Raw genomic sequence first — 12,001 nt, 5'->3', positions numbered from 1 at the left:
CGGTGTGCGGGCGTCTGCTGGGTTTTTTGTGAACGGGGTTTGTGGCAGGGGTGCTTGGTTTTCCGGCCCCAAAAGGGCCGGTAAACCGAGGGTGCGGCCGGTGTGCGGTCAGATGCGGCCGTGGTGCTTCAGGGCGCGCCTGGTCTGGGCGAACAGCATGCCGACGTTGACGGACTTGCGGCAGACCACGACGGCGACCACGTCCTCCTCACCTTCCATCCGCAGGAAGAGGTGGGTCAGGTTGTCGCTGTTGACGAGGATCTCCTGGAAGTAGTGCCGGTCGGACACCACGCCGCGGCGTTCCTTGAAGATGCCCTCGATCATCGCCACGTTGCGGCCCTGGAACAGGTCGAGCGTGGCGGCTGCGAGCAGGTCGAGCACCTCCGACGGGTGCGAGTCGACGGTTTCCACGGCCAGCAGCATGCCGGTGGTCATGTCGATGACGCCCGAGGCCACGCAGTCGGGCACGTCCGATCGAAGGATCTTGACGAGTCCCGACACCCGGTCGGACATGCTGGTTCCCTGTGTGTTCACTGCGCTCCTCTTCTCGGGCCCGGGCGTGCGCCGTCCGGGCCGGTGGTGGTCCTCAGCGGTGTGCGGCTGGTGTGCGCGGGGCGGTGAGCAGGCGGTCGATCCGCCGGACGGCCTGCTCGCACTGGCCCTCCAGCCGGGCCAGGTCCATGTCCTTGCCGCCCAGCAGGGTCAGTACGCCCATGTCGCCGACCGGGCGCACCACGAGGTAGCCGTCGCCGTAGCGGGCGGCGCTCCACCGCAGGGCGTCCCTCCCGGTCGCTGCCCCGGCTCGGTGCGCCAGGCCGAGTACGGCCGCCGCCAGGGCGGACAGGCACTCCCCGTCGACCCTGTCGCCGGTGTCCGCGGCGACGAGAAGGCCGTCCACCGCCGAGACCACGACCCCGGTGACACCGGTGCCGTTGTCGCGCAGTTCCCCTATCTCGGCGATCAGATCATTGCTCGTGTCGGTCACAACTCTCCTGTCGATCGAAGAACGTTCACCTCGCCGGTCCTCGGCCGGCGAGGTGGGATCCCGTGCAGCCGCGACACTGCGGCCCGGGTGGAGCGGATGCCTGCAGTCCCGCTACGGCGCCCGGTCGGCCGGCCGGGCGTGACGGGCGGAGACGGGTCGCAGCGGGAGGACGTCGTTGATCCCGCTGGCACCTCGGCGGCGCAGGGGAAGGTGGCCCAGCGCCCTGGTCGATGGCGGCTGCAGGTCCGTCGGGACACCGCCGCGTCTGTCCGGTGGCGGATCGGATGCCACCACCTCGACCAGTCCCTCGCCGGCCATGCGGGACAGTTCGGTGGTCACGGCGAACAGGCCGCGCCCGAGCAGGAGGGCGATGTCGCGTGCACTGCGGTGCCCGTCGGCGTGCTGGAGGATGTCGCGCCTGGCGCCGGACAGGTCGGGCGCACGAGCGGCGGGTGCGGCACGCACCCGGTCGGTGAACGGCGACAGCGGAGTCCGTAGGGACACGAGGGCGGCCAGGCGCCGCTCGGTCTCCCGCAGCAGCCAGTCGGAGTCGACGCCCTGCGGGGCGGACAGCAGGGGAGGCGGGCAGTCGGGGGCCGGGGCACTGCCCTCGATGCGGCCGGCGGCCATCGCGAAGGCGGCATCCGCCGCGGACATCATGCACATGACCTGGAGCTCCTGCGGGCCCACGAGCGAACGGGACAGCAGGGCCGGACCGAGCCCCCCGGCGGCCTCGTGCCGCAGCGCCGACACGTCGTTCTCGCTCACCCGGCCGGACGCCAACAGCACCCGGACGGCATCCGGCGCCCCCGGCGACACCACCGCTGCGACCGCCCCGCAGGACAGGTGGACGACTCCACCCGGATCACCCGCCACGACCAGCGCACAGTGCCGCGGCGCCCCCGACGCCGGCGCCAAGGCCCTGGCAAGTCCGCCTACCCCGCCGGCCGGCGCGACGGCAGGCAGTCGGGAACCTCTCGTGGGCCCCTCACCCGTCACCCGCACACCCTCCCCACGTCGCGATCCATTCGAAAACAACCAGGCAGAATGCCTGAGGCCGTGCCAGGTGCAGGTCTCGACCGAAATCGCAGAAATGCTGGGCCGTCCAATTGCTGGCCTATGCAATCGTAGAATTGTGCAACAGTCAAACTAGTCACATTACGTGAAGGTGCTGTCATATTATTTCACGGCCGGTCGGAAAGGGATCGAAATTATTGTGGCGCGATAGGGGGCCTTCGAGGAGTGCCGCGGCGGGCGCCGCGCGGTCGGCGATGGAGCCCCCGACAGGCCGCGGATGCCGACCCGCTGCGGGTGTGCCGCTCGCTGGTGCGGTGTGGAATGCGAGGGCCGGCACCGGGCGATCCGGTCCGGAACGGGGTGAGGGGCTCCGGCGTCGTCCGTCTCCGCCGTCAAGGTCGCCGACCCTGCGGCAGGGATATCGGTGGCCGCGGCAGCGTCGAGACAGGCGTAGAAATGAAAGAATTGCATGCCGGGATGGTTGGGGCTGCTGAAATTAGTTCAATAATGGGCGCGCATTGGTCCAGTTTTTGGCGAGGCGGTCGGCTCCGGAACGGACTGCGCCCGTCTGCGCTTCGAGGTGCAGGCCGGGGTCGGATCGGATCAGCCAGAGCCGCGCCCTGCCGCCGTCCGGACCTGGACCTACCGCGGCAGCGCACGTGAGCGCAGTTGCCCGCAGGGAGGTGCCATGGCGCCGGCCACCGGCAGCATCCGAGGGCGAGGGCCGGTACGTCGTGAGCCCCGCCTCGCTCGGGTCCGAGGCGAGGCCGCGTGGTCCCGGACTGCGCGCAGCCATCGTCTGCGCGTGAAGCACAGCCGGTCAGGGGCGGTGCCCGGCTGTGCTTCACCCACTGTGTCTACCGGCGGCCGGACTGCAGGTGTCGTGGTCCCGGTCAGTCGGGCATCATGCCCATTTGGCGCATCATGGCGACGGCGTCCCAGCTCCACCAGCCTTCCATGGCCTTGCCGTCCTCGAACCGCCAGATCGTCATGCCGGACGACTCGATGGTCTTGTTGCTGGCCGGGATGCCCATGTACTCACCGATGTGGGTGCCGCGCCACATCCAGCGGGTGGCGACCTGATCGCCCTCGGCGACCTGGCTCTGGATCTCGAAGGTGAAGTCGAACGCGCGGCGGTAGCCCTCGATCATCTCCTTGACGGCCGCCGGGCCGACGGTGTCGCCGTCCATGGACGGGTCGTGGTCCCGGTAGCCCGGTGCCACCAATTCGTCGATGGCGGACATGTCCCCGGTCGCGGGTTCCACCAGCAATCGGCGGGCCGCGTCCTTGAGGAGCTGCTCGTTGCGGACCAGGTCCAGGTTGGTGAAGGTCGGCGGCTCCTGGCACAGGGCCACCATCTCCCGGAAGATCCGGTCGGTCTCCGGCAGACCGGAGTTGCGCATCGCCGCCTCGTACGAGGGAAACTCGACGATCTCCACGATGTGCTGGGCGTCCTCGCGGTCCGACCCGACCATGGTGTGAGTGGCGGTGCGCTTGCCCTGGGTCTGCTCGATCCAGGTGTCCATCAGCTGGTTGAGCTCGTCCGGCCGCTCCGTGCGGCACTCGACGATCTGCACAAACGTCATCGTGAACCTCCCGATTCCGTGCCCCCTCGGATGCCCCGCCGCTTGGATGTGCTGACTCCACTGTGCCCCGGGCGGTGGCGGGCCGCGCTTCGGTGCAGAGCCGATGCGGCTGCCGTGCGTGCCGTCGCCGGCCCGGCGCGCGGTGGCGGTCCGCACTGGCGGCTCCGCGGCGGCGCCCGCCGACCGGCAGGGCGTCGGGGTCGGGGCGGACAGCGCGGGTTGCCGCGGTGAGCAGGGCCGGCAGCATCGGCGTCCTGTGCCGGCTCCTCACCGCGGCGGGCCTCGATCCGAAACGAGTCTCAAGACCGGTCAGGATTCGAGAAGCCTCGGCGGCCGTGCACCTCCTAGCGTGATGGTCATGGCAACCACCACTTCCACCACAGTCGACACGTCCCTCGCGTCCGTCACCGTCGAGGTGACCGACCTTGAGGCTGCCCGCCGCTTCTACAGTGACTTCGGCGTGGACACGTACATCAGCCTGCGGGCGTCCGAGGCGCACTCGACCGGATTCCGCGGCTTCACCCTGGCGCTCACCGTGTCCGGGCCGGCCACCGTCGACGGCTTCGTCGGCGCCGCCGTGGACGCCGGCGCCACGGTGCTGAAGCCCGCCGCGAAGTCGCTGTGGGGCTACGGTGGCGTCGTCCAGGCCCCTGACGGGACGATCTGGAAGATCGCGACCTCGGCGAAGAAGGACACCGGCCCCGCGACCCGCGTGATCGACGAGGTCGTCCTGCTGCTCGGCGTCGAGGACGTGAAGGCCACCAAGCAGTTCTACGTCGGCCGGGGCCTGACCGTGGCCAAGAGCTTCGGCGGCAAGTACACCGAGTTCGCCCCCGGGCAGGCCAACCCCGTCAAGCTGGCGCTGTACAAGCGCCGGGCCCTTGCCAAGGACCTCGGCGTCCCCGCCGACGGCACCGGCTCGCACCGCATCGTCCTCGGGAGCACCGCCGACACCTTCACCGACCCGGACGGGTTCGCCTGGGAGGCTGCCCCGACGCCGTCCTGACGACCGGCCCATCCCGATCCCAGCGGCCAGACGGCCGTACACACCCATGGGCCGCCCCAGGGCACCACCGGCGGTGGCCGGAGATCTCGGGAAAGGGGCATGGGGCGTTCGGGGGCGGGCCATCGGCCAGGCGGCGTTCGCGGCCACAGGGAGCGGCAGCGGGACCTGCAACCCGAAGGACGCCCTCCTGCACGGTGCGGGACGGTGTCGTCGGCGTCGTCGGTGTCGACCAGGTGCTGCCCGGGCCGGTTCCGCCGTCGGTCGGCCGGGTGAAGCAGGCCGGGGAGCCGGAGCGTGTCGGCGGCGTCCTGGGCGACGAGTGCCGGGGAGCCGACAGCCGTCGGCCAGCCGGGCGGCGGGGCACCCCGCACCGCCTCCGAGCGACTGCGCAGCGCCCGTCCGGTCCGGGGCAGGGACGCCGCAGCCGCCCCCGGCAGCCGGCTGTCAGGGGTGGCTGTTCCCGGTGCTGGTGCCGGCTGGCCGGGAACGCTGGAGAGGTGCTAGAAATCCCTGGTGGACGTTCCCCCCGCGCCCTCGACCCTGCGCGTTTTCGTGGCGCTCGCTCCGCCCGACGACGCCAAGGACGAGCTGGCCCGGGCCCTGCAGCCCGCCTACGCCAGGTACCCACGGCTGCGGTGGAACCGGATCGAGGATTGGCACATCACCCTGGCCTTCCTCGGTGAACTGCCCTCCACGGCAGTGCCGTTGCTACGGTCGGTGCTGGCCGGCCGGGCCGCGTCGCACCCCGCCCTGCAGCTGGGCCTGCGTGGGGGCGGCCACTTCGACGAGCGACTGCTGTGGAGCGGGATCGACGGGGACCTGGAGGGACTGCATCTGCTCGCAGCCGACGTCCGGGACCTGGTCAGGTCCTGCGGGATCGAGTTCAGTGACCGCCCGTTGCGCCCCCATCTGACGCTGGCACGGTCCCGTCGCGACGATCCCACCAGCGTGCCGCAGGCTGCGGCCGGGCTCACCGGGTTCGTGGGCCGACCGTGGCGGACCGAGCGTCTCCACCTGGTCGGCAGCAACATAGGCCGTGGCCCCGGGCCGATCCGTTACCGCGACATCGAGGCGTGGCGATTCGGCGCCGAGGTCCGGGCCGGGGGCAACAGTACTCCCGCCGAGCCATAGCCGACGGGCGGGGCGCCTCCTCACGCCCGTGGCGTGCCCGCCGGTCGGCCGGGTGCGGCGGGCAAGGGAGCATCGGAGGCGCCCTGGCGGACGGCGTCCGGGTACGCCGACACCCGGATAGTGCCGGTCCCCGTCAGGTACGAGGCGGGGCCGGGTGTTCCTGTGCCTCCTGGCCGTGTGGGTGCTGCGCGGGCCGACCGTTGTCTTCCGGGGGCCTGTCACAACCGTCCAGGCGCTGTCCGGCACGGTCGCAGCCGCCGTCCCGGGACGCTGCAGCACGTCGTTCCCCGGCCCGCCCGTCGCTGCGCCCCTGTCTCGCTCTTCTGCAGCCCGATCCCGTCGGCACGCCCGAGCGCCATGGCGGACGCCACCTCGGTGACGGCCTCGTCGCTGATCCGCCGCAGTTCGGCGGCGAAGGCTTCAGCGTGGCTTCCGGTTCCCGTTCAGCGGGTTCCGGTCGAGGATTTCGAACGGCCGCTTCGCGGCGTTTGTCGTCGCTGTGGAACACGGCCACGACGACGGCCAGCAGGTAGGTGATGATGCAGACGGCCACCACGCGACGGCGATGCCGTGTCAGGCACAGTGCTGTCCAGGATGACGGAACAGGCACCGCTGCCGGTGGCCGCCATCCACAACCCACAACGGGCCCCGCCGCTCGACCCGCACACGGCTGCAGCAGGCCGCGCGGAGCCGGCGGGAGCCGGACGCGGGCCGCTGCGGGCGGAACTGACACCACGTCGGACGAGCGACGCCTTCAGGGCCCGGGCGCCACGCGAGCCGGCGACTCGCGCAGGACGGGTCAGGACCGGACGAATGCCAGATCGCCCGGCCGTACCCACTCGCGCGGCCCCGCCGCCCGCAGCACCACGTCCAACACCCGCCCCGGATCCGCGGCATACGCGTGCGAGAACCACGCCATGTTGGCCTCCACCACCGCCCAGCGATGCCCCGCACGGTACGGGTCGAGCAGTTGTCCGACGTCCAGGACGACGGCGCTCGGCAGGGTGTGCCCGGCCACCGCGACCAACCGGCCGACGAACTCCGCGATCTCCGCACCCACGGCCCGGTCCGCGCGGTCCGTCCCGTCCGTGCGCAGCGGGCGCGCATCGAGCCGGCCGAACACCGCATACCGGCTCGCCGTGGCGATCCGCCCGTCCAACAGGAACAGCCGGTACTCGGCCGCGAACGTCACCACCTCCGAGAAAAGCGCCGGTGTTCCCGGGTCCAGCCCGGCAGGCAGCCGGGAGCCGTCGGCGTAGACGTCCGCCGGAAAGGACTTGTCGCGCGGCGGCTTGACGAACATCGGCCGATCGAGCGCCAACGCGTCCGCGACAGTCCCCACCCGGACCTGACGACCGGTGAACTCCTCCGGCAGCTCGGCAAGCCAGTCATCCACCGGTTCGAGCAGCGCAAAGCCGAGCCTGTCAGCCAGCTGCGCACCCGCGAGCGGCCCGCCGTACCAGTGCGCCGGACCCACCACCGGGCCGAGCTCCTCCGCCGCCCGGACCGCCATCCCACGCCCCGCCGCCTCGACGGCCAACAACTCCATCGTCGACGTCCGCCGCCCCGGCATGACCAACACCGCAACCTCCCCCAGTCCGCAAGACCGCCACGCTAGCCGCACTGCCACCGCCACCGCAGCCCGGTTGTCGGACGTCCGATCGGACGGTGGCCGAGGGTGGTCGGGGAGTAGTCGGGCACAGCATGACGACGACCGGCCGCCCGGCCGAACGGACGGCCCCGAGCGACGCCAGGTGCCGGCCGCCGGTCGCCGGAGCAGATCGACCCGTTCCGCCGACGGCCAGTACCTGCGCCTGGAGGCCGGCCACGGCGACTGCGCCCACGCCACCGACCGCATCCCCGCCCGGTCCGAAGGCCCCGCCTGCGGCCCGGACGGTGGCCCGCTCACCATCGCGTTCAACCGGTCTTCCTCGCCGACGCGCTGCGCGCCGTCGCCGCGTCCGAGGTCCGCATCGGCATCACCGAGCCGACCAAGCCCGTGGCGCTCGCCGGTGCCGGCGGCGACAGCACCAACCTGGAGTACCGCCACACCCTCATGCCGATCCGCCTCAACGGCTGACCCGGCCCGGGCCGGGCCGTCTGCGCATCACCGCGGGCGGCCGGCATCCCGCACACCTGTCACGTCCACGACCCTGACAGGGAGCCGTACCCCGTGAACCAGAACGCCCCCGGCCACGACACCAGCAGCGGCGCCACCGAGGCAGCTGCCCGCAGGTTCCGTGCCGTCACCGATCCCGGAGGCTGGCTCGGCCGGCGCCGCCGTAGACGACGGTCGGGCCCATGGCCTGCGGAGCCCGGAGCGGCTCCCGCAGCACTGGCCAGCCGGCCTTCCGGGGTCCGGCACAGCCCCGTTTCGGAGGGAAGCCTGTCGCCCACCGCGTACTCGTCGCGCTCAACGGCGCTGGGCAGGTGGCCGAACACCGCTTCCGTGGCGCTGACGTGCCGCGGGACGGTTCGGACCTGCGTTCGCGGTGGACGTCGCGGCAGCCACCAGGGCGTACACCACCGCCGAAGCGAACGCCATCTCGGGGTGCCACTGCACGCCCACGGCGAAGCGGTGCCGGGTGCTTTCGATCGCCTCGACGGTGCCGTCCTCCGCGCGGGCGGCCACGACCAGACCGGTCCCGAGGGAGTCCACCGCCTGATGATGGTGCGTGGCGACCTGACTGGTCGCCGGAAGAAGTGCGCCGATCCGCGTCCCCGGCACCGTGGTGACGGGATGGGAGAAGAAGTGGCCCTCGTGCGGGTTGTGGCCGTTGTGACCCAATGTGTCGGGCAGGTGCTGGATGAGGGTGCCGCCCGCGTGCACGTTCATCAACTGCATTCCCCGGCACACTCCAAGGACCGGCATGTCACGTGCGAGGGCGGCGGCCAGCACGGCTCGTTCCCACTGGTCGCGTTCGCGGACCGGCGGTCCCGTGCACGGGTGCGGCTGCGCTCCGTACAGCGCGGGATCCAGGTCCTCGCCGCCGGTCAGGACGATCGCGTCCAGACGCCCGACGACATCGGCCGCGGCCTCCGGCGCGTCCGGCGGCAGCAGGACGGCGCGCCCGCCCGCCGCCTGGAGACAGCTGGTGTACGCCGCGGGCAACAGTGCGGCGGGCAACTCCCACTCGCCCCACTGTGCGTCGGCGAGGTAAGTGGTGAGTCCGATGAGCGGCTTCGGCATACCACGTCCTTTCGGGACCTGGGAATAGATCGTCTGCGGCCGTCTCCTCCGCAGCCCACCCGCCCGACGGGCGCGTGTGCGTGCGGGCTCCGGAGGAGCGGGGCAGGGCCCCACGGCGCACAGGCGCGCCCGACGGCGGGAGAGAGGGTTGGCCAGGGCCCGGGAGCGGAGGCTTGCGCATCCGGGCCGTGAGCAAGAATCCTGCTGTCGTTCCTCCTTAAGCACAAGAAAAGACGTCTTCGCGACAGATAAGTGAGCCTTAACTCAGTGCAGAGACTCGACCCCCGACTCCTTGCCACCCTCGAAGCCGTTGTGCGCCACGGTTCCTTCAACGCCGCCGCACGAGAGCTGGGCTACAGCGCGCCCGCGGTCTCGCAGCAGATCGCCGAACTCGAGCGTCGCGCGGGACTCAGAGTGCTCGAGCGCCGCCCCGTGCGGGCCACCCCTGCCGGCGAGGTCCTGCTAGACGCCGAACAGGGGGTCCGGAGCGCTCTGGCAGCGGCAGCCGTGGAACTGGACGCGATGCGCGCGGGTACGGCCGGACGGATCCGGCTCGGCGCCTTCGCTTCCGCCGCCACCCGCATCGTCCCGCAAGCGCTGGCGCAGCTGCACACGACCTATCCCGACGTGCATGTCAGCCTCTCCCAACTGGAGCCCGAAGCCAGCTACAGCCGGCTCAAGCGGGGAGACATGGACCTGGCCCTCAGCTACGACTACGACTTCATTCCCCTCCCGCCGCCCCGGACACTGCGCCGGACCCTGCTCGCGCGGGATCCGGTCGTTGCGGTGGTCCCGGTCGACCACCACCTGGCCGACCGGGACGTCATCGATCTGGCCAGCCTCGCGTCGGAGACGTGGATCGCGGCTCCGGAGGCCGCACTACGACTGGAACTGCTCGCCCAGATGGCCAAGACGCCGGGCTTCCGAGCCCGCCTGGAGTACGAGGGTGACGACTTCAACACCGTGCTCGGCTTCGTGGCCGCCGGCCTGTGCGTTGCCGTCATGCCGCGGCTGGCACTCCCGCGCGGTAGCACCCAGGTAGTGGCGCGCCCCCTGGCCGAACCGGAGTTGACGCGCTTCATCTACGCTGTCCGCATCGACACCCGGCACGCCCCACGCGCCCTGGTCGCCCTGGAGCAGATGCTCACGATGCAGACGTTGGCCGCCCTCTCATGAGGTGTACGCGTGACGGGCTTGGTGTGGTGGCCGTATTCGATGGTGTGTGAGGTATGCGGACGGGGGCGGGCTGACCCGTTCGGGACGGCTATGCCGGGCGGGCGGCGTGCCGTAGCGGATGGCGTTGGTGGCGAGCTCGCTGAGGATCAGCTCGGTGGCGAAGACCAGGTCGTCGAGGTCCCACTTTTCCAGCACGGCTGCTGCCCAGGTGCGCAGGTCTGCGACGGCCTCCGGGGCGAACGGGATGTCGCGCTCGACGTTGTTCTCCGGCGCGCACACTGCGGGTCCTGCGCCTGCCACCCGTCCGCCACCGACAGGTTCCGCCGACGAGCCACCTGGTGGGATCCGGGCCCGGACGGATGCCGAGCGCGGGGTGTTCAAGACGCCCGCGAACCAGAGCGTGAAGGCCGCCGACGCGCTGCACACGCCGCTGACCTACGACGGGCAGGCCCGCTGAACGACGCCGGCATCAGCTGCCTGCGCGCGTTCCCGGGCCGCGGTGTGGTGGTGTGGGGCGCCCGGACGCTGTCCACCAGCCCCGACTGGCAGCACCTGAACGTCCGTCGCCTGGTCGGCTACCTCGCCGAATCCCTCCGCACCGGCACCGACTGGGCCGCTTACGAACCGAACGGCGAGCGGCCGCAGGCGAGGCTACGCGGCTCCGTCACTCGTTCCTGACGGACCAGTGGCGACGCGGCGCGCTCCTGGGCCAGGCCCCGGACCAGGCGTTCGACGTGATCTGCAGCCGTACCAACAACCCGCCCGACTCGACGGACGGCAAGGCGGTCATCGACATCGGCGTCGCCCCGGTACGCCCCGCCGAGTACATCGCCTTCACCATGACCCAGACCGGCATCGCATAGCCGGGGCCGGCGGCCGTCCGAGGAAGCCACAGGGGGCTGATGTCCAGAGATCGGCGACGGCCCAGCGCCTGCGCAGGGGGGGCTGTGGGCAAGGTTTGCCAGGAGGCCGTAGGCTGGGCGTCCCCATGCACATCCGAGGCGTGGACATCATGGCCGAGGAGAGCGATCGTGGCACAGGGACGTGGCGGCATCAGGGGCGCGCGGATCGGTTCAGGGCCGATGGGGGAGTCCGAGCGCGGCGATCTCGCCCCTCGTACAGCGGTGTCGTTCTGGTGCGGCAACGGCCATCAGACCCAGATCAGCTTCGCGATCGAGGCCGTGGTCCCGCAGGCGTGGGACTGCCGCAGCTGCGGTCTGCCCGCCGGCCCCGACCCCGACGACGTGCCTGTCGCCCAGGGCAACGCTCCGTACATGACGCACCTGGGCTACGTCCGGCAGCGCCGCAGCCAGGAAGACGGCGAGATCCTGCTCAACGAGGCACTGGCCAAGCTGCGCGGGACCATCTAACTCCCGGCACGGCACCGCGGGGTGAAGGCGGACGCGGCCGCGAAGGGCCCCGCCGACATCACCGTCACCGAGACCTCGGTGACCTTCCGCCGGCCGGACATCTCGGCCGAGGTGGCCTGGTCGTCCGTGTACGTCGTCGAGACCCCGGACTTCTTCCTGGCCGGCGAGGAGCACTACGTCGCGCTCGCGGTGGATGCGGGGGAGAACGGGCTCGTGTCCTTGGTGACGGACCGGCCGGTGACCACCGGCGTGGTCGAGGTCCGCGGGGGCCGGTTCGAGCGGTTGGTGCTGGTCGGCGGCCGGCAGGCCCGGGAGCCGCACCCGGCCGTCGTCCTGGCCGCCCAGCGCAACGAGCGCGCCCGCATCCGCAGCGAGCAAGGCATCCGCTGGGGCGGACGCCCCCGCGCCGCCTGATCAAGCAACCCGGCGAACCCATGCGGTCACAGCACTAGTGTCTTGCGCCGCAAATCACGAGGGTAAGTTGCTACCCTTTTCGAGTGTCACATCCTGGGCCTTCTGCCGTGTCGATCACGTTGTCCG

Annotated in this window: 13 protein-coding genes and 2 pseudogenes; 7 read left to right on the top strand and 8 right to left on the bottom strand. The window is 71.5% G+C overall.

Features of this window, described 5'->3' with window-relative positions; genetic code table 11:
* Positions 1-108: 108 nt before the first annotated feature.
* From AB0P35_RS39990 to AB0P35_RS39975, 4 genes are all read right to left on the bottom strand, one after another.
* Positions 109-513: a hypothetical protein gene (locus tag AB0P35_RS39990; protein ID WP_095878416.1), complete on the bottom strand. Its 405-nt coding sequence runs from the start codon at positions 511-513 to the stop codon at positions 109-111.
* A gap of 73 nt (positions 514-586) precedes the next feature.
* Positions 587-985, bottom strand: a complete 399-nt coding sequence (locus AB0P35_RS39985) for a roadblock/LC7 domain-containing protein (RefSeq protein WP_179419842.1) — start codon at positions 983-985, stop codon at positions 587-589.
* Positions 986-1,096: 111 nt separating this feature from the next.
* Positions 1,097-1,753 (bottom strand): hypothetical protein, encoded by a 657-nt coding sequence (locus AB0P35_RS39980; protein ID WP_363521119.1) that lies wholly within the window; start codon positions 1,751-1,753, stop codon positions 1,097-1,099.
* Positions 1,754-2,895: 1,142 nt separating this feature from the next.
* Positions 2,896-3,588 carry an ester cyclase gene (locus AB0P35_RS39975; protein ID WP_363521116.1) on the bottom strand — a complete coding sequence of 231 codons (693 nt, stop codon included), beginning with the start codon at positions 3,586-3,588 and terminating at the stop codon, positions 2,896-2,898.
* Positions 3,589-3,940: 352 nt separating this feature from the next.
* On the opposite strand from AB0P35_RS39975, the gene AB0P35_RS39970 reads away from it, so the two are divergent.
* Complete coding sequence (locus AB0P35_RS39970) at positions 3,941-4,594, top strand: glyoxalase (RefSeq protein WP_363521113.1); 654 nt, start codon at positions 3,941-3,943, stop codon at positions 4,592-4,594.
* Positions 4,595-5,107: 513 nt separating this feature from the next.
* A complete protein-coding gene (gene thpR / locus AB0P35_RS39965) occupies positions 5,108-5,725 on the top strand; it encodes an RNA 2',3'-cyclic phosphodiesterase (RefSeq protein ID WP_363521110.1) in 618 nt (205 codons plus the stop codon).
* 799 nt (positions 5,726-6,524) lie between these two features.
* On the opposite strand, the gene AB0P35_RS39960 is transcribed toward thpR, so the two are convergent.
* From AB0P35_RS39960 to AB0P35_RS39950, 3 genes and pseudogenes are all read right to left on the bottom strand, one after another.
* A complete protein-coding gene (locus AB0P35_RS39960) occupies positions 6,525-7,274 on the bottom strand; it encodes an ATP-grasp domain-containing protein (RefSeq protein WP_363521107.1) in 750 nt (249 codons plus the stop codon).
* Positions 7,275-8,013: 739 nt separating this feature from the next.
* Positions 8,014-8,233 (bottom strand): annotated as a pseudogene (locus AB0P35_RS39955) (GntR family transcriptional regulator); the annotation flags it as partial.
* Positions 8,139-8,915: a gamma-glutamyl-gamma-aminobutyrate hydrolase family protein gene (locus tag AB0P35_RS39950; RefSeq protein ID WP_363521104.1), complete on the bottom strand. Its 777-nt coding sequence runs from the start codon at positions 8,913-8,915 to the stop codon at positions 8,139-8,141. The gene AB0P35_RS39950 and the pseudogene AB0P35_RS39955, both read right to left, overlap by 95 nt.
* Before the next feature lie 267 nt (positions 8,916-9,182).
* Between AB0P35_RS39950 and AB0P35_RS39945 the strand changes: the two genes are divergently transcribed.
* Positions 9,183-10,091, top strand: a complete 909-nt coding sequence (locus AB0P35_RS39945; RefSeq protein ID WP_363521101.1) for a LysR substrate-binding domain-containing protein — start codon at positions 9,183-9,185, stop codon at positions 10,089-10,091.
* Here AB0P35_RS39945 and AB0P35_RS39940 read toward each other — a convergent pair.
* The gene (locus tag AB0P35_RS39940) at positions 10,086-10,370 is read right to left on the bottom strand and encodes a hypothetical protein (RefSeq protein WP_363521098.1); all 285 of its coding nucleotides are present in this window, start codon (positions 10,368-10,370) and stop codon (positions 10,086-10,088) included. The genes AB0P35_RS39945 and AB0P35_RS39940 overlap by 6 nt on opposite strands.
* Before the next feature lie 228 nt (positions 10,371-10,598).
* Here AB0P35_RS39940 and AB0P35_RS39935 point away from each other — a divergent pair, with 228 nt between their 5' ends.
* The 4 genes and pseudogenes from AB0P35_RS39935 to AB0P35_RS39920 form a co-directional block, all read left to right on the top strand.
* Entirely contained in the window at positions 10,599-10,769 is a 171-nt protein-coding gene (locus AB0P35_RS39935) for a hypothetical protein (protein WP_363521095.1), read from the top strand.
* A 56-nt stretch (positions 10,770-10,825) separates the two neighbouring features.
* Positions 10,826-10,954: a hypothetical protein gene (locus AB0P35_RS39930; RefSeq protein ID WP_363521093.1), complete on the top strand. Its 129-nt coding sequence runs from the start codon at positions 10,826-10,828 to the stop codon at positions 10,952-10,954.
* Between the two features lie 168 nt (positions 10,955-11,122).
* Complete coding sequence (locus tag AB0P35_RS39925) at positions 11,123-11,461, top strand: RNA polymerase-binding protein RbpA (protein ID WP_363521091.1); 339 nt, start codon at positions 11,123-11,125, stop codon at positions 11,459-11,461.
* A gap of 330 nt (positions 11,462-11,791) precedes the next feature.
* A pseudogene (locus AB0P35_RS39920) lies at positions 11,792-11,875 on the top strand (integrase); the annotation flags it as partial.
* Between the last annotated feature and the right edge of the window lie 126 nt (positions 11,876-12,001).

This window comes from Kitasatospora sp. NPDC085879 (assembly GCF_040686255.1).
GTDB lineage: Bacteria > Actinomycetota > Actinomycetes > Streptomycetales > Streptomycetaceae > Kitasatospora.
The sequence above is the reverse complement of the archived record's forward strand: the minus strand, read 5'-3'. Positions and strand labels throughout refer to the sequence as shown.